Annotated in this window: 15 protein-coding genes; 11 read left to right on the top strand and 4 right to left on the bottom strand. The window is 67.2% G+C overall.

Annotation, left to right across the window (positions count from 1 at the left end; translation table 11 throughout):
• Window positions 1-236: 236 nt before the first annotated feature.
• Complete coding sequence (gene dacB / locus C7402_RS27690) at window positions 237-1,937, bottom strand: D-alanyl-D-alanine carboxypeptidase/D-alanyl-D-alanine endopeptidase (protein ID WP_116612890.1); 1,701 nt, start codon at window positions 1,935-1,937, stop codon at window positions 237-239.
• 452 nt (window positions 1,938-2,389) lie between these two features.
• Here dacB and C7402_RS27685 point away from each other — a divergent pair, with 452 nt between their 5' ends.
• From C7402_RS27685 to C7402_RS27660, 6 genes are all read left to right on the top strand, one after another.
• Window positions 2,390-3,052, top strand: coding sequence for a response regulator (locus tag C7402_RS27685; RefSeq protein ID WP_112173421.1), 663 nt, complete (start codon window positions 2,390-2,392; stop codon window positions 3,050-3,052).
• 25 nt (window positions 3,053-3,077) lie between these two features.
• Window positions 3,078-4,379 carry an ATP-binding protein gene (locus tag C7402_RS27680; RefSeq protein ID WP_116612889.1) on the top strand — a complete coding sequence of 434 codons (1,302 nt, stop codon included), beginning with the start codon at window positions 3,078-3,080 and terminating at the stop codon, window positions 4,377-4,379.
• A gap of 157 nt (window positions 4,380-4,536) precedes the next feature.
• Window positions 4,537-6,048: a DegQ family serine endoprotease gene (locus C7402_RS27675; protein WP_116612888.1), complete on the top strand. Its 1,512-nt coding sequence runs from the start codon at window positions 4,537-4,539 to the stop codon at window positions 6,046-6,048.
• 279 nt (window positions 6,049-6,327) lie between these two features.
• Complete coding sequence (locus C7402_RS27670; RefSeq protein ID WP_165842010.1) at window positions 6,328-6,834, top strand: carboxypeptidase-like regulatory domain-containing protein; 507 nt, start codon at window positions 6,328-6,330, stop codon at window positions 6,832-6,834.
• A 284-nt stretch (window positions 6,835-7,118) separates the two neighbouring features.
• Window positions 7,119-7,484 carry a DUF427 domain-containing protein gene (locus C7402_RS27665; protein WP_112173314.1) on the top strand — a complete coding sequence of 122 codons (366 nt, stop codon included), beginning with the start codon at window positions 7,119-7,121 and terminating at the stop codon, window positions 7,482-7,484.
• Between the two features lie 33 nt (window positions 7,485-7,517).
• Window positions 7,518-8,279, top strand: a complete 762-nt coding sequence (locus C7402_RS27660; protein ID WP_112173313.1) for an SRPBCC family protein — start codon at window positions 7,518-7,520, stop codon at window positions 8,277-8,279.
• Between the two features lie 39 nt (window positions 8,280-8,318).
• Here C7402_RS27660 and C7402_RS27655 read toward each other — a convergent pair whose 3' ends face one another.
• Window positions 8,319-9,350, bottom strand: coding sequence for a helix-turn-helix domain-containing protein (locus C7402_RS27655; protein WP_116612887.1), 1,032 nt, complete (start codon window positions 9,348-9,350; stop codon window positions 8,319-8,321).
• A 193-nt stretch (window positions 9,351-9,543) separates the two neighbouring features.
• Here C7402_RS27655 and C7402_RS27650 point away from each other — a divergent pair, with 193 nt between their 5' ends.
• Window positions 9,544-10,179 (top strand): cysteine hydrolase family protein, encoded by a 636-nt coding sequence (locus tag C7402_RS27650; protein ID WP_116612886.1) that lies wholly within the window; start codon window positions 9,544-9,546, stop codon window positions 10,177-10,179.
• Between the two features lie 24 nt (window positions 10,180-10,203).
• Here C7402_RS27650 and C7402_RS27645 read toward each other — a convergent pair whose 3' ends face one another.
• Complete coding sequence (locus C7402_RS27645; RefSeq protein WP_112173310.1) at window positions 10,204-10,860, bottom strand: TetR family transcriptional regulator; 657 nt, start codon at window positions 10,858-10,860, stop codon at window positions 10,204-10,206.
• Window positions 10,861-11,294: 434 nt separating this feature from the next.
• Between C7402_RS27645 and C7402_RS27640 the strand changes: the two genes are divergently transcribed.
• The 3 genes from C7402_RS27640 to C7402_RS27630 are packed head-to-tail and all read left to right on the top strand — an operon-like array spanning window position 11,295 to window position 17,412.
• The gene (locus C7402_RS27640; protein WP_116612885.1) at window positions 11,295-12,584 is read left to right on the top strand and encodes an efflux RND transporter periplasmic adaptor subunit; all 1,290 of its coding nucleotides are present in this window, start codon (window positions 11,295-11,297) and stop codon (window positions 12,582-12,584) included.
• 15 nt (window positions 12,585-12,599) lie between these two features.
• Window positions 12,600-15,878 (top strand): efflux RND transporter permease subunit, encoded by a 3,279-nt coding sequence (locus tag C7402_RS27635; protein WP_116612884.1) that lies wholly within the window; start codon window positions 12,600-12,602, stop codon window positions 15,876-15,878.
• Window position 15,879: 1 nt separating this feature from the next.
• A complete protein-coding gene (locus C7402_RS27630; protein ID WP_112173307.1) occupies window positions 15,880-17,412 on the top strand; it encodes an efflux transporter outer membrane subunit in 1,533 nt (510 codons plus the stop codon).
• A gap of 223 nt (window positions 17,413-17,635) precedes the next feature.
• Here C7402_RS27630 and C7402_RS27625 read toward each other — a convergent pair whose 3' ends face one another.
• Window positions 17,636-19,072 carry a nucleobase:cation symporter-2 family protein gene (locus C7402_RS27625; RefSeq protein ID WP_112173306.1) on the bottom strand — a complete coding sequence of 479 codons (1,437 nt, stop codon included), beginning with the start codon at window positions 19,070-19,072 and terminating at the stop codon, window positions 17,636-17,638.
• A gap of 612 nt (window positions 19,073-19,684) precedes the next feature.
• Here C7402_RS27625 and C7402_RS27620 point away from each other — a divergent pair.
• Window positions 19,685-21,163, top strand: a complete 1,479-nt coding sequence (locus tag C7402_RS27620) for a xylulokinase (RefSeq protein WP_116612883.1) — start codon at window positions 19,685-19,687, stop codon at window positions 21,161-21,163.
• Window positions 21,164-21,204 lie beyond the last annotated feature (41 nt).

Genomic DNA, 21,204 nt, shown 5'->3' with positions numbered 1-21,204 from the left:
CGGGCAGCACGCCGATTGTTGTCTCGTTGTTTCGTCTCGTATTGGCCGCGTGGGTGCGCGGTTTCATTGCGCGCGGCGCGAAGGCCATGCGCGTATGACAGATTTATTTGACGCGTTTGTAGCCTGTGCCCGCCAGAGTACACGCCTCGCACGCAAGTCGGGCGCGGCTTTGCTAGAGGAAAACTTCGAGCCCGCCGCGTGGCGGCGGGCTTCCGGGCGGGCGGATCAGCGCATGCTCAATGCGCGCCGCGTCGCTTGACGACGGCCTTGTGCGGAGTCTTTTCGGCCTTCGTAGCTTTCGCAACCTTCGCTGCACGCTTCGGATGCGGCTCGACATACACCGGCTTTTCTTCGGGCATGCCCTTGTAGACCCACTCAAGCAGCGCGTCGTGCGCGGCGCGCGCGGCTTCGGCGCGCGGATCATTGATGAGGCTCACCACGATCCAGCTTTCGCCGTTTTCCGCCGCCACGTAGCCGGCGATGGCGCGCACGTCGCGCAGCGTGCCGGTCTTGATGTGCGCGTTGCCGCCCACGCCCGCATTGGTGAGGCGGTTGCGCATCGTGCCGTCCACGCCGGCCACCGGCAGCGAGTCGATGAACACCTGCGCGACCGGGCTTGCGTTCGCGTTTTGCAGCAGATTCGCGAGCGAGAGCGCGCTGATGTGTTCTTCGCGCGAAAGACCGCAGCCGTTGTCGAGCACGAGTTCGGGCATGTTCAGGCCGCTGCGGCGCAGGAACGTGGTGACGGCCGTGGCGGCCTTCGCCGTGGTCGCGGGCGGCTTGCCTTCGACGGCGCCGAGCGTGAGGAACAGATTGCGCGCCATCACGTTGTTGCTGAACTTGTTGATGTCGTGCACGACGTCCGAGAGCGGCGGACTCTGATGGACGGCCAGCAGGCGCGCGCGCGGCGGCACGACGCCTTCGCGCACCGCGCCACCGGGCGTCGCGAAGAGGCTCCCGCCCGTTTGCTGCCACAGGGCGAGAAAGCCGTCGGCGAAGAAGGTGCTGTGATCCACGGGCGCGGCCATGTTCAGCGTGCGATCGCCGCAGCGCATGGCGTAGCTGCCCGCGAAGCTCGCGGTCACGAGGCCGTTGCCGGTCGGCGTGACTTGCGGGCTTGGCAGCATGCCGCCGCATGCGCCGGCGCGCTCGCGGATCTGGTTGTCGATCTGCCATTGCGCAACGGGCGGCACCACGTCGATCGACACACCTTCGCGCGAGGGCGAGAACGTGAACGAGACCGACTTGTACGCGTACATCAGCGGATCGGGGCCGACGTTGTAGGGCGCGCTGTCGTCGCCGTCGAACGAGGGCAGGTCGCGCGTGGACGCGTCGAACTCGCTCTTGTCGAGCACGAGCGCGCCGTCGATGCGCGCGATGCCCGCCGCGCGAATCTTCTGCACGAGATCGATCAGTTCCTCAGGCACGAGCTTCGGGTCGCCTGTGCCCTTGATATAGAGATTGCCGTGCAGCGTGCCGCTCGCATCGACTTCGCCATCGGTATAGGCGCTCGTCTTCCATCGATAGTCGGGGCCGAGCATCGCGAGGCCGCTCCACGTTGTGACGAGCTTCATCGTCGAGGCGGGCATCATCGGCTGGCCGGCGTTGACCGCGACGCTCGGCTGGCGGTCGCCCACCTTTTCGATCACCACGCTGACCGACGAAAGCGGCACGTGTGCGCGCTCGAGACCGGCCATCACGGTGGGCGGCAGCACCGTCGTCACGTTGACCGTGGGTATGCGCGCGCCTTCGGGCTGTGCGTACGCCGCCGGCGCGGCCACGAAGCTCGCGGCGAGCGCGGCGCAGGCGAGTGCGAGGGTCAGGGCGCGGCCAGGCGAAGTGGGGGCGCGATGAGCGGTGGCGGCGTGAGCGCGGTCGGCGCGCGCGGCGGGCAGTCTGGACAGGGAGCGTAGGCGGGACAGCGAAGCGGGCAGCATGAAAAGCGTTCGGGCGAGTGCAGGATGGGAGCGCAGCCCGTGCTCGGCACGGGCTGCGCTCGACATTGGGGGCCGGGCGCGGCGCACGGGCGGGACACTCGCCGGGGCTGCGCGCGGACGCGTAAATTCAGGCGGCGCGTCTCGCGCGCGATGCGCTCGCCGTGCACGTGGCGCGCTTGCATCGCGGCGTTGCGCGCCGCAAAAGCGCACATTGTAAAGACCTCGCGCGGCGCGCGCGCATCGTGTGCGAGAAAACCGTGAGAAAGCGGTGAGAAAACGGTGAGCAGAGATTGCGCCGGCTTGCGGCGGGTTGTGCCGGTTGCCTCGGATGTGGGGCGCGCGTCGCGACCGGCCGTGCACCCCCTGCGGCGCGGCGCCCCTGTTCAGGCGCTAGAATGCACGCATCGCACTATTTCACGCAGTGCGGCGCGATGTCGCCGCCCAACATTACGATGCGCATACTGCTAGTCGAAGATGACCGCATGATCGCCGAAGGCGTGCGCAAGGCGCTGCGCGGCGAAGGCTTTGCGGTCGACTGGGTCGAGGACGGCGACGCCGCCCTCTCTGCCGCGAGCGCCGATTCCTACGATCTCATGCTGCTCGATCTCGGTTTGCCGCGCCGCGACGGCCTCGATGTGCTGCGCACGCTGCGCGCGCGCGGCGCGGCTTTGCCCGTGCTGATCCTCACCGCGCGCGACGCGGTGGCCGATCGCGTGAAGGGACTCGACGCCGGCGCCGACGACTATCTCATCAAGCCCTTCGATCTCGACGAACTGGGCGCCCGCATGCGCGCGCTGATCCGCCGCCAGTCGGGCCGCAGCGACTCGACCATCCGGCACGGCTCGATCACGCTCGATCCCGCCTCGCACCAGGTCACGCAGGACGGCTCGCCCGTCGCGCTTTCGGCGCGCGAATTCGCCCTGCTCGAAGCGCTGCTCGCGCGGCCGGGCGCGGTGCTCTCGAAAACCCAGCTCGAAGAGAAGATGTACGGCTGGGGCGAGGAGATCGGCAGCAATACCGTCGAGGTCTATATCCACGCGCTGCGCAAGAAGCTCGGCGCCGACCTGATCCGCAACGTGCGCGGCCTCGGCTACATGATCGCCAAAGACGCATGACGCGCCCAGGAGAGTCCCGCAGCCGATGAGTTCCATCCGACGACAACTGCTGTTCTGGCTGCTCGCGATCGTGGTCGCGGGGGTGGGGCTGGCGGGCTGGCTGATCTATCGCCAGGCGCTCGCCGAAGCCAACGAGCTGTTCGACTACCAGTTGCAGGAAATCGCCGAGGCATTGCCCTCCGAGCCGTTCAACGAGATCCTCAGTTCGCGCGATACCGGCGACGAAGGCATCGTGCTGCAAATCTGGAATCGCAACGGCGTGCTCATGTACTACTCGCATCCGCGTGCGCCGCTCGCGCCGCGCGCGGAGCTCGGCTTTTCCACGGAGCGTACCGAGCGCGGCGACTGGCGCGTGTATGGCGCGATCGTCGGCGACAACGTCGTGCAGCTCGCGCAGCCCGTTTCCGTGCGCAACCGGCTTGCCGCCAATGTCGCGTTGCGCACGCTCTGGCCGCTCATCGTGCTGCTGCCGTTTCTCGGGCTGGCCGTGTGGATGGTGGTGGGGCGCGGGCTCAAGCCGCTCTCGCGCGTGGCGCGCGCGCTCGACACGCGCCATCCCGAAGCGCTCGATCCGTTGCCCGAGGAACGCTTGCCGCGCGAGGTCACGCCGCTCGTGCATGCGTTGAACGCGCTGCTCGAACGGCTCGCGCAGGCGCTCGACACGCAAAAGGCCTTCGTTGCCGACGCGGCGCACGAACTGCGCACGCCGCTCGCGGCCGTGCAGATCCAGGCGCAACTCGTTGCGCGCGCAAGGGATGACGAAACGCGCCGCGAAGCGCTCGACGATCTGCAAGCGGGCGTCACGCGCGCCACGCGTCTGGCCGAGCAACTGCTCGCGCTCGCGCGCTCGGAGCCCGACGGTCACGCGCGCGAGCAAACCGTCGACTTGCACGCACTGCTCGATGATTGCGTGCTCAACTATGCGCCGCTCGCCCAGCAGCGCGGCGTCGATCTCGGCATCGAGGAAAGCACGGCGGCGAGCGTGCACGGCGACGCCGACGCGTTGCGCGTGATGTTCAACAACCTGCTCGACAACGCAACGAAATACACGCCCGCGGGCGGCCGTGTGGACGTGAGCCTCGTGGTCGAGGACGGCCACCCGCGCGTGCGCATCGCGGACAGCGGGCCGGGCATCCCGAAGGACGAGCGCGCGCGGGTGTTCGATCGCTTTTATCGCGTGGGCGCGGGCGTGAGCCGCGCGCGCACCGATATCGCGGGCACGGGGCTCGGACTTGCGATCGTGCGGCGCATTGCGGATCAGCACGACGCGACCATCACGCTCGGCGATTCGCCCGCCGGGGGCCTGCTCGTGGACCTGCGCTTCTGACGCAGGTGCGCGAGCAAGCATCTGAAAAATGCCTGCAAACGCCCGCCGGGCGGGCGTTTGCGCGATTTGTGCGATTTACGCGCAATTAAGATTCCTTTAAGCGACACGGCTTACTCTTCGGTACGTCGTGATGAGTATCCCGCGCAAGGAGTCCGCAATGAATACAAAAGTTCTTTCCCGCAGTGCCGTGGCAGCCGCCGTGGTCGTCGCATTGTCGGCGGGCTACGTAGCCGGGCACCGCGACGTTTCGCCCCCGCAGGTGATCACGCAGGCGCAAGCCGCGATGATGCCCGCCGAAGCCGCGGCCAAAACCGGCATTCCCGACTTCTCGGGTCTCGTTGAAACCTACGGGCCCGCCGTGGTCAACATCAGCGCCAAGCACGTTGTGAAGCAAACGGCGATGCGCAGCGGCGGCAGCGGTCCGCAGCAACTGCCGATCGACCCGAGCGATCCGTTCTACCAGTTCTTCAAGCACTTCTACGGCGGCGCGCCCGGCATGGGTGGCGACGGCGGCAGCGGCGGCGGCATGCAGCCCGACACGCCCAGCGCGAGCCTGGGCTCGGGCTTCATCATCAGCGCGGACGGCTACATTCTCACGAACGCACACGTCGTGGACGGCGCCAATGTCGTGACGGTGAAGCTCACCGACAAGCGCGAATTCAAGGCGAAGGTCGTGGGCGCGGACAAGCAGTCCGACGTTGCGGTGCTCAAGATCGACGCGAAGGATCTGCCGACCGTGAAGATCGGCGACCCGCGCCAGAGCAAGGTCGGCCAGTGGGTGGTCGCGATCGGCTCGCCGTACGGCTTCGACAACACGGTGACCTCGGGCATCATCAGCGCGAAGTCGCGCTCGCTGCCTGACGAAAACTACACGCCGTTCATCCAGACCGACGTGCCGGTCAACCCCGGCAATTCGGGCGGCCCGCTCTTTAATTTGCAGGGCGAAGTCATCGGCATCAACTCGATGATCTATTCGCAGACGGGCGGCTTCCAGGGCCTTTCGTTCGCAATCCCGATCAATGAGGCGATCAAGGTCAAGGACGATCTCGTCAAGACCGGCCACGTGAGCCGCGGACGCCTGGGCGTCGCGGTGCAGTCGATGAACCAGACGCTCGCCAACTCGTTCGGCATGGACAAGCCGCACGGTGCGCTGGTGAGCTCGGTGGACGCGAGCGGGCCGGCAGCGAAGGCGGGCCTGAAGGCCGGCGACGTGATCCTTTCGGTGAACGGCGAGGCGGTGGACGACTCGTCCGATCTGCCTTCGCTCATCGCGGGCATGAAGCCGGGCACGAAGGCGGACATCCAGGTGTGGCGCGACAAGGGCACCAAGAGCCTCACGGCGACCATCGGCGCGCTCGGTGACGCGAAGGTGGCCTCGGACGAAGCGCCGCAATCGCAGATGCAAGGGCGTCTCGGCGTGGCGGTGCGTCCGCTCACGCCCGAAGAAAAGAGCAACGACTCGCTCGACCACGGCTTGCTCGTCGAGCAGGCGGGCGGGGCGGCCGCGAACGCGGGCGTGCAGCCCGGCGACGTGATCCTCGCCGTGAACGGCCGCGCGGTGGCCAACGCCGATCAGCTCAAACAGATGATCTCGAAGGCTGGCAACAGCATCGCGCTCCTGATCCAGCGAGACGACGCACAGATTTTCGTGCCCGTCGATCTCGGCTGATCCCTGCTGCCGCGGGTCCGGCTCCGTGCGCCGGACTCGCGGCCAGAGCAGGTTGTTTCTCCTGTTGTCCTGATGTCTCTTTTGCTGCCGCCGTTGGCCTCGCGCCCGGCGGCAGCGGCGTTTCGGGGCCTTGCCGGCCCGTGCGGCCGCTTTCGGGCACGCAAACGCCGTCCCGCTTCCCGATCGCCTGTCCTCCTTGAATGCCGATGCTTCATCGGAGGAATCAGGCATGCGCCTTGCGGACCCGTAGCGTCGGAGTCAACCTGCAAGGAGCGATTGATGAAGAAGTTCCATAACTCGCGCCCCATCCCTTCCGCCGCCTGGGCGGCGATATTCGCGGCCGCGCTGGCGCTCGGCTACACGGGCGGCGCGGCGGCGCAGCAAGCCAATGCGTCGGGCGTCGTCGGCGGCTCGACCACCGACGACACGAGCGCCGGCAACACCAACGGCGGCGGCATGCCGCAAGTCCAGCAGCAGGGCGACGTGTCGTTCGTCTCGGGCGGCGTGGGCCTCGACGAGTCGAAGGCGCTATTGGGCGCGCAGCACGACTGGCCGCTTTCGCTGCGTTTCACCCAGCGCAGCGGCGAGTACGTGGCCGACGTGCGCGTGCAGATCACCGACTCGCATGGCGCGAGCGTGCTGGACACGACCTCGCGCGGACCTTACATGCTCGTCAAGGTGCGCCCGGGGCGCTACAACGTGCACGTGAGCCACGCGGGCGTGGACAAGACCAGCGCCGTGACGGTGGGCTCGAACGGCAGCGCGCGCGCGTCGTTCATCTGGTAGGCCGCGCCGGAGAACCGGTGAGCATGAGCGCGCCGCCGCACACGCGGCCCGCATAAGATCCGCGCAAGGCGGCGGAGTTTGGCCGATAATGAAGCCGAAGGGGAGGCTGCGATCGCCACGTCGGCCGCGATCGATCGTGTTCGCTGTCGTCGACAAGCGGCCACCCCGCGCAAATTGCACGGGACGCGCGCCTTGCGGCTGCGCGCCACGCGAACCGGCGCGGCGTGCCGCCGCCCGGCCGGGGCAGGGCGTCACAGGCGCTGCCCACCACCAGGGAGCCGAACATGGCGGTCGAACCGGATGCGACGCATCGCATCGACATCGTCGCGAACCGTCACCGTGTGCGCGTGATCCACGGCGGCATCACCATTGCCGACACGCTGGCCGCGCTCACCCTCTGCGAGACCGGCTACCCCGACGTCCTGTATTTCCCGCGCGCCGACGTGAACATGGCGCGGCTCGAGCGCGCCGGGCGCACCTCGCATTGCCCGCACAAGGGCGAGGCGACGTACTTCCATTTGCGTACTGAAGACGGGCGCATCGAAGAGGCGGCCTGGAGTTACGAGGCGCCGCTCGAAGGCGTGCACGGCATCAAGGGCTATCTGGCTTTCTACGCGACCCGCGTGGACCGGATCGATCAGACCTCCTGAATTCACCCGATAGAGTGCAAACGGGGAGCCGCTATGGAACTGAACGATGCGCTGAGAATTCCGCTCGAACCGTCCGCTGTCTGGACGGCGTTGCAGGACGTGACGCTCGTGCGCGCGAGCATGGAGCATTGCGAGTCGTTCCGGCGCCTCGGCCCCGGCGAGTATGCAATCACGCTCACGGTGCCGCTCGGGCCGCTGCGCGCGCGCTACGAAGTGCGTGCTCACATCGCGAGTGACGCCGCCCAGGTGCCACTCACGCCGCGCCGCGTCTTGAGCTTTCGCGCGCGAGCGGACGGCATTGGCTCGCTGCGCGGGCAGATCGACGTGGCGTTGCGCCAGGAAGAGCGCGGCGGCATGGCGAAGGAGGACGACGGCGCGGATAAGGGCGTGGGCGGGGTGAGCACGCGCATCGATTACTCGGTGTGGGCCACGCTCACCGGGCCGCTCTCCGAGTTGCCCTCGCGCCAGATCGAGAACGCGCTGCACGAACTGGCCGACGACTTCTTCACGGAGTTTTGCGCCGTGGTTGCCGTCAAGCACGGGCAGGCCCCGAACCGCGTGGCGGGTGAGCACCCGCGCCGCCAGCATGTGTTCCTGCGGCCGATCAACCTCGCAGGCCTCGCGCGCCGCGCGCATATCCTGCCGCAGCACGGGGGCGGCACGCTCTCGGGCCGGGCGGCCAGCACGCTGCACCATGAGCCGGCGCCGCACGCCATGCCGCACTGGGCATGGGCCGCGATGATTTTCTTCGTCGCGCTGCTGTTGTACGCCGCGCGCTGGTTCACGGCGAACTGAGCGAGGGCGGGCAGCACACGCGCCCGCCGCCGGTTTTCCTCACGATCCCCGGAATTCCCGTCGCCACGCCGACGGCGAAGTCCTGAACGCCTCCACGAAATGCTGCCGCAGCGACGCCGCCGAGCCGAAGCCGGCGCGCTGGGCAATCGCGTCGATCGGCTGATCGCTGCTCTCCAGCAATTGCTGCGCGCGGGCGAGGCGCTCGCCCAACAGCCAGGCGCTCACGGTCGACCCCGTCGTGAGGCGGAACTGACGCGTGAAGGTGCGCCGGCTCATGAGCGCGCGCCCGGCGAGCGAATCGAGCGTATGCGGCGCGTCGAGATGCGCCCGGATCCAGTCGAGCAGGCCCGAGAGCCGGTCGCCGCGCCCCGGCCCGGCGAGCGGCTGCTTCACGAACTGCGCCTGGTTGCCCTGGCGATGCGGCGGCACGACGAGCCGGCGCGCCACGTAGTTCGCGGCGTTCGAGCCGCACAGGCGGCGCATGAGATGCAGGCAGCAGTCGAGCCCCGCCGCCGTGCCGGCCGAGGTGAGCAGGTCGCCGTCGTCGATATAGAGCACGTCCGGATCGAAGCGCACGGCCGGGAAGCGCTGCGCGAAATCGTCGGCGGCGGCCCAGTGCGTGGTGGCCGGACGGCCGTCGAGCAGGCCCGCGTGCGCGAGCACATAAGCGCCGAGGCACAGCCCCACGAGAATCGCGCCGCTTGCATGCGCTTGCCGCAGCGCCTCGCAAAGCGCGACGGGTGGCGCTTCGTGCATGTCGCGCCAACTCGGCACGACGACCACGTCGGCGCCCCGCAGCCCTTCGAGGCCATGCGGCGCGCCGATCGTGAAGCCCGCCGTGGTCGCGAGCGCGCCGTCCTGGGCGGAGCACACGACGAGCTCGAACGGCGGCACGCCGCCTTCGCCGCGGTCCTCGCCGAATACGACACAGGGTACGGAAAGATGGAACGGGCTCATGCGGTCGAAGGCGATCACGGCCACGCGCAGCGGCGCGGCCGGTGCCGCCGGGGCGGGGCGCGTATCGGGCGCGGCGGCGCGCGACTTGAGCGGTGAGCGGGCGCAAGCGGTCATGACGGTTCTCGCAGACGGGAAGGGCCGTGCGCCGTTCCCGGAATGAATGGCCCGATTCTAGCGAAAGTTGTCGTTCGGGCCACTGTCATGCGCGCGGGCGGCGCGCCACAATCCCGCCATCGACCCGCCGCTGTACGGCGTACCGGCCCGTCGAACGTTTCCAGCCCGAGAACCCAAACCAGGAGGCATTGCCATGTCCGCGAATCCGCGCCGCGCGCTCGTCGTCATCGACGTGCAGAACGAATATGTCAGCGGCGATCTGCCGATCGAATTTCCCCCCGTCGAAACCTCGCTCGCCAATATCGGCCGCGCCATGGACGCCGCGCGCGCGGCGGGCGTGCCGGTCGTGGTCGTGCAGAACTTCGCGCCGGCGGACTCGCCGCTGTTCGCGCGCGGCAGCGTGGCCGCCGAATTGCATCCCGTGGTCGCCTCGCGCGAGCACGATCACTACGTGGAGAAGTCGCTGCCGAGCGCCTTCGCGGGCAACGATCTCAAGGCATGGCTCGCGCAGCGCGGCATCGACACGATCGCGGTGGCGGGCTACATGACGCACAACTGCGACGCCTCGACGGTGTTCGAGGCGACCCATGCGGGTCTGGCGGTGGAGTTTCTCGCTGACGCGACGGGCGCGGTGCCGTACGCCAACGAGGCGGGTTCGGCGAGCGCGGAGGAGATCCACCGCGCGTTCAGCGTGGTGATGCACACGCGTTTCGCGGCGGTGGTGAGCACCGACGCGTGGCTCGCCGCCGTGCAGGCGGGCGCGCCGCTCGCCCGCGACAATATCTACGCATCGAATCAGCGAGCCCGCGCGAGCCGCGTGCCGGCCTGATCGCGCCGGGCGGGCGCGACGCGCTCAGGCGTCTTTCTGCTCGCCCGCGCCGGTGCGCAGCGACGGGCTGTAGCGCAGCGCGTCGAGCATCGCCTCGACATGGCGCTCGGCGTTGCTGGCCACGTCGAAGACATCGGGCAGGATCGCCATGTCGCGCAGCGCGCCGCTGATGAACGAATGGAGCACGCGCGAGGCGCGCGTGGCGTCGAGATCGGCGGGTAGCTGGCCTTTCGACATCGCATTGCGCAAGCCCTGCTCGATGCTCGCGAGGCCCTCGCACATGTTCGTCTGATGGCGCGCCATCACCGGCCCCATCTCCTCGACGAACTCACACTTCAGAAACAGGATCTCGAACACGCGGCGGCGGCGCTCGTCGGTCGCCGTGTTGCGCAGGCAGAGCACGCAGAGGTCGCGCATGCGCGCGAGCGGGTCGGGCTCGCCCGGGTCCGTCGACGCCACTTTCAGCTCGTCGAGCGGCAGCACCACGCGGTCGAACATCGCCGTGAACAGGTCGCCCTTGTTTTCGAAATGCCAATAAATTGCGCCGCGCGTGACGCCCGCGGCCTGGGCGATATCCGCCAGCGAAGTGCGCGACACGCCTTTCTCGTAAAAGACGTGTTCGGCGGCGTCGAGGATCCGGTTGCGCGTCTCCAGCGCTTCCTCTTTCGTACGGCGTGCCATGTTGAAATAAATAATTGCTGCGAGTTAATGGGCTGGAATTATTTTTTGGGGCGCGAACGGTAATGTATTGATTTGTAATATTGAAATGACGCGTAAATCACTCCAGAAGTACCCCTCAACGGTTACGTAACGTCCTTTTACATTCGTTCGCGAATGTATCTATAATAGCACCCCACCACCTGGGTGCCTCAAGTGGTGATGTCCGGTTAATATCCGTCACTGGCCAAGTGGTCGTAGAAACCCCAATGCGCGACGCCTTCGCGGTGGCGCGCAGCAGTATCGCCAGGACGGATGGGCTGACCGGAATCGCGCCTATCTAAGAGAAGTACCGGGCTAGTCCGTCAGGTATTTGCCAGATGCTGGCGTGCGTGGTCGTCCTCCTCGTTGCAGGACGCCGCACGCTTTTATTGTCAGTTATAGACAGAGGTCGCTCCATGCGCGTCGAACGGGTTCCATTCCGCCTAATCAGTGTCGCGACGGCTGCCATCGTGCTTGCAGCCTGCGGGCAAAAGCAGTCGGCGCCGCCGCCGCAAACTCCCGAAGTGGGTATCGTCACCGTCCAGCCGACCGCCGTGCCGGTCGTCTCCGAGCTTCCCGGCCGTACCAGTGCCTTCCTCGTCGCGCAGGTGCGCGCACGGGTGGACGGCATCGTGCTGCGCCGCGAGTTCACCGAAGGCGCCGTCGTGAAGGCCGGCCAGCGGCTCTACAAGATCGATCCGGCGCCCTATATCGCCGCGCTCAACAACGCCAAGGCCACGCTCGCCAAGGCGCAGGCCAACCTCGTCACGCAGAACGCGCTGGTTGCGCGCTACAAGGTGCTGGTGCAGGCCAACGCGGTGAGCAAGCAGGACTACGACAACGCGGTCTCGGCGCAGGGCCAGGCGGCGGCTGACGTCGCCGCGGGCAAGGCCGCCGTGGACACCGCGCAGATCAACCTGGGCTACACCGACGTCGTTTCGCCGGTCACGGGCCAGGTGGGCATCTCGCAGGTGACGCCGGGCGCCTACGTCCAGGCGAGCGCGGCCACGCTCATGTCCACGGTCCAGCAGTTCGACCCGATGTACGTCGACGTCACGCAGTCGAGCCTCGAAGGCCTGAAGCTGCGCCGCGACATCCAGGAAGGGCGCCTGAAGACGACCGGCCCGAACGCCGCGAAGGTGTCGCTGGTCCTCGAAGACGGCCGCGTCTATTCGGAAAAGGGCAAGCTCCAGTTCACCGACATCACGGTCGACCAGACCACGGGCTCGGTCACGATTCGCGCGCTCTTCCCGAACGCCGACCGCGTGCTGCTGCCGGGCATGTTCGTGCGCGCGCGCATCGAGGAAGGCATCAACAACAACGCGTTCCTCGTGCCGCAGATTGGCGTGCTGCATGACCAGAAGGGGCAAGCGACCGTGTACCTCGTGGGCCAGGACGACAAGGTCAAGATCCAGCCGATTACCACGTCGGGCACGCAAGGCCAGGACTGGGTCGTCCAGGCCGGCCTGAACGCGGGCGACCGCGTGGTCGTGCAGGGCACCGACAAGGTCAAGCCGGGTGCGCAGGTGAAGCCTGTGCCCGCGCAACTGCCGCCGCCGCCGGCGCCCGGCGCGCCTTCGGCCGACATGGCGACGGCTTCGGGCAATGCGAACGGCGCGAGCGCGGCATCGGCGGCCTCGGGTGCGAATGGTGCAAGTGGCGCAAACAGCGCCTCGGCCGCGCCTGCCGCCTCCGCAGCGCAATAACCGGGAGCCTGCTTCATGGCAAAGTTCTTTATTGATCGCCCTATCTTTGCATGGGTGATCGCCATCATCCTGATGCTGGCGGGTGTGGCGTCGGTGTTCACGCTGCCGGTCGCGCAGTATCCGACCATCGCGCCGCCGTCCATCCAGATCAGCGCCAACTATCCGGGCGCGTCGGCCAAGACGGTGGAAAACACGGTCACCCAGGTGATCGAGCAGCAGATGAGCGGTCTCGACCATCTGCTGTACATCTCGTCGACGTCCGATGACTCGGGCACGGCCACCATTACGCTGACCTTCGCCGCGGGCACCAACCCGGACATCGCGCAGGTGCAGGTGCAGAACAAGCTGCAACTCGCCACGCCGATCCTGCCGCAGGTGGTGCAGCAGCTCGGTATCAGCGTGACGAAGTCGAGCAGCAGCTTCTTGCTGGTGCTCGCGTTCGTGTCCGAAGACGGCAGCATGACCAAGTACGACCTCGCGAACTACGTGGCGTCGAACGTGAAGGACCCGGTCAGCCGTATCGACGGCGTGGGTACGGTCACGCTGTTCGGCTCGCAGTACGCGATGCGCGTGTGGCTCGATCCCAACAAGCTCACGAACTTCCAGCTCACGCCAACCGACGTCACAGCGGCGATCACCGCGCAGAACGTGCAGATCGCGGGCGGCCAGCTTGGCGGCACGCCATCGGTGGCGGGGCAGTCGTTCCAGGCGACCATCACGGAATCGACGCTGCTTCAGACGCCTGAGCAGTTCGGCAACATTCTGCTGAAGGTCAACCAGGACGGCTCGCAGGTGCGTCTGAAGGACGTGGCGCGCATTGGTCTTGGCGGCGAAAACTACAACTTCGACACGAAGTACAACGGTTCGCCGACGGCAGGCCTCGGTATCCAGCTCGCCACGGGCGCCAACGCGCTGCAAACGGCGAAGCTGGTGCGCCAGAAGATCGACGACCTCTCGAAGTACTTCCCGCACGGTCTCGTCGTGAAGTACCCGTACGACACGACGCCGTTCGTGCGCCTGTCGATCGAGGAAGTGATCAAGACGCTGCTGGAAGGCATCGTGCTGGTGTTCCTCGTGATGTACCTGTTCCTGCAAAACCTGCGCGCGACGTTGATTCCGACGATCGCGGTGCCGGTGGTGCTGCTGGGCACGTTCGCGATCATGGCGATGGTGGGCTTCTCCATCAACACGCTCTCCATGTTCGGCCTCGTGCTCGCCATCGGCCTGCTGGTGGACGACGCGATCGTGGTCGTGGAGAACGTCGAGCGGGTGATGGTGGAGGAGGGTTTAGGACCGAAGGAAGCCACCCGCAAGGCGATGGGCCAGATCACCGGCGCGCTGGTGGGCGTGGCGCTCGTGCTCTCCGCGGTGTTCGTGCCGGTGGCGTTCTCGGGCGGCTCGGTCGGCGCCATCTACCGGCAGTTCTCGCTCACGATCGTGGCGGCGATGGTGCTGTCCGTGCTCGTCGCGCTGATTCTCACGCCGGCGCTGTGCGCGACCATCCTCAAGCCGATTCCGAAGGGCCATCACGAAGAGAAGAAGGGCTTCTTCGGCTGGTTCAACCGCACGTTCGAGAAGAGCCGCGACAAGTATCACAGCGGCGTCTACCACGTGATCAAGCGTTCGGGCCGCTGGCTCATTATCTATCTCGCGGTGATCGTCGCGGTTGGCCTGCTGTTCGTGCGCCTGCCGAAGTCGTTCCTGCCCGATGAGGACCAGGGCACGATGTTCGTGATCGTGCAAACGCCGTCGGGCTCGACCCAGGAAACCACGGCACGCACGCTCGCCAACATCCAGAACTGGCTGCTCACGGACGAGAAGTCGATCGTCGAGTCGGTGTTCACGGTGAACGGCTTCAGCTTCGCGGGCCGTGGCCAGAACTCGGGTCTCGTGTTCGTGCGCCTGAAGGACTACAAGGAGCGTCAGCACGCGGACCAGAAGGTCCAGGCGCTGGTGCGCCGCATGTTCGGTCACTACGCGAGCTACAAGGACGCGATGGTGATTCCGGTGAATCCGCCTTCGATTCCCGAACTCGGCACGGCGTCGGGCTTCGACTTCGAATTGCAGGATCGCGGCGGCGTCGGTCACGACAAGCTGATGGAAGCGCGCAACATGCTGCTCGGCATGGCCGCGAAGGACCCGACGCTCGCACTCGTGCGCCCGAACGGCCTGAACGACACGCCGCAGTTCAAGATCGATATCGATCGCGAGAAGGCCAATGCGCTTGGCGTCACGTCGGCGGCGGTGGACCAGACGTTCTCGATCGCCTGGGCATCGTCGTACGTGAACAACTTCCTCGACACCGACGGCCGTATCAAGAAGGTGTACGCGATGTCCGACGCGCCGTTCCGCATGACGCCGGAAGACATGGGTCTCTGGTACGTGCGCAACAGTTCGGGCGGGATGGTGCCGTTCACCTCGTTCGCGGCCGGCCACTGGACCTACGGATCGCCCAAGCTCGAGCGCTACAACGGTATCTCGGCGATGGAAATCCAGGGTCAGGCGGGTCAGGGCAAGTCGACGGGCCAGGCCATGACGGCCATGGAGCAGATCGCGGCGAAGCTGCCCGCGGGCATCGGCTACGAGTGGACGGGTCTGTCGTATCAGGAACGCCAGTCGGGTTCGCAGGCGCCGATTCTGTACGGCATCTCGATCCTCGTCGTGTTCCTGTGTCTTGCGGCGCTGTATGAAAGCTGGTCGATTCCGTTCGCGGTCATCATGGTGGTGCCGCTCGGCGTGCTCGGCGCGCTGCTCGCCGTGACCTTGCGCGGCCTCGAGAACGACGTGTTCTTCCAGGTGGGTCTGTTGACCACCGTGGGTCTGTCTGCGAAGAACGCGATTCTGATCGTGGAGTTCGCGCGAGACCTGCAAGCCGAAGGCAAGATGGGACCGATCGAAGCCGCGCTCGAAGCTTCGCGACTGCGTTTGCGCCCGATTCTCATGACGTCGCTCGCGTTCATTCTCGGCGTGATGCCGCTCGCGATCAGTAACGGCGCGGGTTCGGCTTCGCAGCACGCGATCGGCACGGGCGTGATCGGCGGCATGTTGACGGCCACGTTCCTCGCGATCTTCATGATCCCGATGTTCTTCGTCGTGATCCGCGCGAAGTTTGCCGGCGAGAAGGAAGACGCCGATGTCGCGCTCCAGCACTACGAAGAGCACCACGCGCACGACCACGACGACGAGAACGGCGCGAATGGTGATGGCGCCGGCGGTCAGGGCGGCAACGGTGGCGGAAGCGGCGGCAGCGGCGGCGGAAGCAACGGCAACGGCCCGGGCAAGGAAGGACATTGAGATGCATAAACTATCCGTAATTGCAGTGGCCGCCGCGCTACTCGCGGGTTGCACGATGGAGCCGTGGTACCACCGTCCCGAGGCGCCGGTGTCGCAGAGCTTCCCGCAGGGCGGCGTCTACGCGACGCAGCCCGTCGCGGCGAGCGAGAACGGCCAGCCCGCCAAGAGCGCCAACGGCGCCGCGGCGACCGACATCGGCTGGCGCGAGTTCTTCGTCGATCCGCGTCTGCAACAGCTCGTCGATATCGCGCTGAAGAACAACCGCGACCTGCGCGTTTCGGTGCTCAACGTCGAAGCGGCGCGCGCGCAGTATCAGATCGCGCGCGCCGATCTGTTCCCCGCCATCAACGGCGTGGGCACGGACACGCGCACGCGCACGCCGAAGGATCTGCTGACCAATCCGAACAGTCCGAATCCGTACAGCGTCTACAACGTGGGCGTGCAGGCGTCGTGGGAGCTCGACTTCTGGGGGCGTATCCGCAGCCTGAAGGACCAGGCGCTGGCGCAGTACCTGTCCACGGCGTATGCGCGCAAGGCGGCGGAGATCACGCTGGTTTCGGAAGTCGCGGACCAGTACCTGGTCATGCTCTCCGACGACGACCTGCTCAAGGTCACGCAGGAAACGCTCAAGACGGCGCAGGACTCGTACAACATCGCGAAGGCGCAGTTCGAAACGGGCACCGGCACCGAGCTCGATCTGCGCCAGGCGCAGACCGTGGTCGAGAACGCGCAGGCCAACATGCAGGCGCAACTGCGCGCGCGGGCCCAGGCCGAAAACGCGCTCGTGCTGCTGATTGGCGAGCCGCTGCCGGCGGACTTGCCGCAAGGCCTGCCGCTCGACGGCCAGGCCCTGCTCAACGACATCCCGGCGGGACTGCCTTCGGATCTGCTCACGCGGCGTCCGGACATCATGCAGGCCGAGGAAACGCTGCTCGCGGCGAATGCCAATATCGGCGCGGCGCGTGCGGCCTTCTTCCCGAAGATCTCGCTCACGGCGGCGTTCGGCTCCGAAAGCCTGTCGCTCGGCGGCCTCTTCAAGGCGGGCACGGCGGCGTGGAGTTTCGTGCCGCAGATCACGCTGCCGATCTTCGAAGGCGGTTCGAACATCGCGAACCTGCAACTCGCGAATGTCGAGAAGCGCATCGAGATCGCCAACTACGAGAAGTCGATCCAGTCGGCGTTCCGCGAAGTGGCTGACGGTTTGGCTGCACGCGGTACCTACGACGAGCAGATCGCAGCGCTCGAACGCAGCACGTTTGCGAACCAGCGCTCGCTCACGCTTTCGGAGCTGCGCTACAAGAACGGCGTGGACAGCTATCTGCCGGTGCTGGCCGCGCAGACGAGCCTCTACACCGCACAGCAGTCGCTCGTCACGGCGCGTCTTGCGCGGCTGACCAACCTCGTCGATCTGTATCGTGCGCTGGGCGGCGGCTGGATCGCGAACGCGGGCGAAACGCCGCGTCCGGCCGATGCGCCGGCCGACTACGGCGCGGCGAGCGCGCCGGCAGCGGCTTCGGCGGCTACGGCGGGGTAACGCGCCGTCAGGGCTTGGCCAGCAGGAAGCGAAAACGCCACGGGAGACCGTGGCGTTTTTTTATGCGCGTGCCAAAACGAAAAAGAAGAGGGCAAAAGCGGGGCAAAAAAAAGGCGCCACGGTTTCCCATGGCGCCAAACCAGCAAAAGACCCCGCCCGCATGTGTGTGTAGATGGACACCGGCGAGCGGGGAACCTCTCGCGTCAACTCAAACCGTTCATATTCAGTGCGCTGCCGAGCGGGGCATTTCGTGGCCCGCGTCGGGCGCCTGGTCCGCGTCGGGGCGCCCTTCCAGATCGTGCCCGGCGCGACGGATGGCGCGCTCGGCGGCCTTCTCGCTCTTCGCGCCGTTGAAGATCAGGTTCAGCACCACGGCCGACACCGAAGCGAGCAGGATGCCGCTATGGAGCAGCGGCGAGAGCGCCGGCGGCAGCTTCGCGAAGAAGTGCGGCGACACCACCGGCACGAGACCGAAGCCCACGCTCACGGCCACGATGAAGAGGTTGTGCTGGTTCTTCACGAAGTCCACGCGCGAGAGCACCTTGATGCCGTTCGCGGCCACCATGCCGAACATCACGATGCCCGCGCCGCCCAGCACGAAGGCGGGCACCGAGGCGACCATCTGCGCCATCTTCGGGAAGAGGCCGAGCAGCACGAGAATCACGCCGCCCATCGCGCACACATAGCGGCTCTTCACGCCGGTCACGCCGATCAGGCCCACGTTCTGCGAAAACGACGTATGCGGGAACGAGTTGAAGATGCCGCCGATCAGCGTGCCCAGACCGTCCACGCGCAGACCGCGCACGAGCGTGGCCTGATCCACCGGGCGCTCGACCATGTCGCCCACGGCGAGGAACATGCCCGTCGATTCGATGAAGGTCACGAACATCACGATCACCATCGTCGCGATCGGCAGAATATGGAATTTCGGCATGCCGAAATGGAACGGCATGACGATGCCCACCCACGGCGCGCTCGCCATGCCCGCGAGATTCACGCGGCCGAGTGCCAGCGCAATGGCGAAGCCCGCGACGATGCCGAGCAGCACCGAGATATTGGCGACGAAGCCGCGCCCGAACTTGTTGATGAGCAGGATCAGCATCAGCACGAGCAGCGAGAGGCCGAGGTAGACGGGGCTGCCGTACTCGGGGTTGCCCACGCCGCCGGCGGCCCAGTTGATGCCCACTTCCATGAGCGAGAGGCCGATCACCGCGATCACGGTGCCGACCACCACGGGCGGGAAGAAGCGCAGCAGCTTGCCGATCATCGGGGCGATGACGATGCCGATGGCGCCTGCGGCGATGGTCGAGCCGAAGATGTCGAGAATGCCGAGCGACGGATTCGTGCCGATGGCGATCATCGGGCCGACCGAGGCGAAGGTGCAGCCCATGATGACGGGCAGGCGGATGCCGAAGATCCACAGGCCGAGTGTCTGGATCAGCGTGGCGATGCCGCAGGCGAACAGGTCGGCGCTGATGAGGAAGGCGACCTGGTCCTTGGGCAGCCCGATCGCCCCGCCGACGATGAGCGGCACGGCGACCGCGCCTGCGTACATCACGAGCACGTGCTGGATGCCGAGCGTAAGCAACTGGCCGAACGGCAGGCGCTCGTCGCAGGGGTGGACCTGGCCGGACCGGTCCTGAAGACCCTTGGCTTGCATGTCGTCTGTCTCCGTCTGTTTGTTTAAGGATATGGCCTCCAAGGTATGCGGTACGAAAATATGCAACAAGACCGCTGGGGACTATTCCGTGCTTTCCGGGGGCGATATGCGCGCAGGCCGACGGATGGCCGACATAAGGGTGCGATCGGCGTCGGCGCGCCGCGTGTGAGCGCCTGTTTGGGGCTGCGAGGCGCGCTGCGCGCGTGCGCGAATGCGGCGGCGCAACGCGGGAAGGGCCCTGTTTCAGGGAGTCGACGGCCTGTGCGGCGCGTGTCCGGCGGTGGGCGTCTCGCTGCGGCGTGGCAATCGTTGACGTGCGCACGTTGCCGTTGCGGTGGCTCGTCAATAGGGGACGGGCAATGTCACATATGGCCGCGCCCTTATGATCTCTATTTCGGATGCCGAATGTGAGCCATTTGGCATCGCTTGGACAGCCACCGGGTTAACCCGTGAATGGGCATTTTTCGAAGCGAAATCGGCTGCGTTGCGAGCGGGTTCGCGGCATGTTCGTGACCGGCTCGCCACGCGCTTTTCGGGTCGCTCATCGGCGCGCGCTGCGCGCCGGTATCATGGCTTTTTTTCCGCTGCCTCACATCTCTCGCACGGCCTCCCATGAGCTCATCGCAAACGCGTTTTCTCGGCATCGACCTCGGCACCGGTTCGCTCAAGCTTGGCATCGTCGATGGCGAGGGCGTCGAGCGCGCTTCGGCGAGTGTTGCCTATGCGCTCGAAACGCCGCAGCCCGGCTGGGCCGAGATCGCCGTCGATCGCTGGTGGGAGGCACTGGTCGAGGCGTGCTCGCGGCTGCCCGAAAGCGAGCGCGCGGCAGTGCGCGCCATCGGCTTTTCCGGGCAGATGCATGGCGTCGTGCTCACCGACGAAGCCGGCCGCGCATTGCGCCCCGCGATGCTGTGGCCCGACACGCGCGCGCATGCGCTGCTCGATGCGTGGCCCGACGACGCCGAACATGCCCAGCCCAACCCCGCTGCGCCCGGCATGGCCGGCCCGCTGCTGCGCTGGGTGCTGCAAAACGAGCCGCCGATCGCGCAGGCCGCGCGTTGGGCGCTGCAACCGAAGGACTGGCTGCGCGTGGCGCTGGGCGGCGCGTTCGTCGCCGATCCCTCGGATGCGTGCGCGACCGCGCTCGCCGCGCCCGATGGCGCGTGGGATTTCGCGCTGATCGAACGCCTTGGCTTGCCCGTGCGCTGGTTCGCGCCGCTGGCCGGTTCGAGTGAAGCGAGCGGCACGCTGAGCGGCGCGGCCGCCCAGGCGCTCGGCATGCCTGCGGGCATCGTGCTCGCAACGGGCGCCGGCGACACGCCTTGCGCCGCGCTCGGCAGCGGCCTGGCCGACGACGGCGATGCGCTCCTCACCACGGGCACCGGCGGCCAGATCATCGTGACCGCGCGCAGCATTCCCCCCGCGCGGCGCGGGCTGCATCGCTACCGCTCGGCCACCGGCGGCTGGTACACCATGGCCGCCATGCAGAATGTGGGCGTGGCGCTCGAAGCCGCGCGCGGCTGGCTGTCTTACGATTGGGCCTGCGCGTATGTGGACGCGTTCGCCGCGCCGCCTTCGGAGACGCTCGCATTTTTGCCCTACCTGAGCGGCGAGCGCTCGCCATGGCTCGACCCGGCGGCGCGCGGCGGCTGGCTCGGCGCGTCGCTCGGCGATACGCGCGGCACGCTCATGCGCGCGGCGTTCGAGGGCGTGGCGTTCGCGTTGCGCGCGGGCCTGGACGCCGTGCGCGGTATGGCGCAAACCGGCGGCGAGAGCACGGGCGCTGCGCAGGCCGTGCCGAGGCTCAAGCTGGCGGGCGGCGGCTCCGTCGACGCGCGCTGGCGGCAACTGCTCGCCGACGCGCTCGACGCGCAGCTTGACGCCATCGACTGCCCGAACGCGGCGGCGCGCGGCGCGGCGCTGCTGGGCGGTCTCGCGTGCGGGCACTGGCACGCGAGCGACCTTGCCGCGCTGGCGCCCGCCGCAACGCGCGTGGCGTCGCCGCGCCCCGACGCGGCGCTGGCCCGGCGCTATGCGCGTTTCATCGACCTGTACGGCCGCGTGCGCACCTGGTTCGCGCCAGCGGCGTGATGAGGCGAATTGGACTCACCTACCAAGCGAGGAAATACGGA

The sequence above is a fragment of the Paraburkholderia unamae genome (assembly GCF_003096875.1).
Classification (GTDB): Bacteria; Pseudomonadota; Gammaproteobacteria; order Burkholderiales; family Burkholderiaceae; genus Paraburkholderia; species Paraburkholderia unamae.
This window is presented reverse-complemented; position numbering and strand designations above follow the sequence as displayed.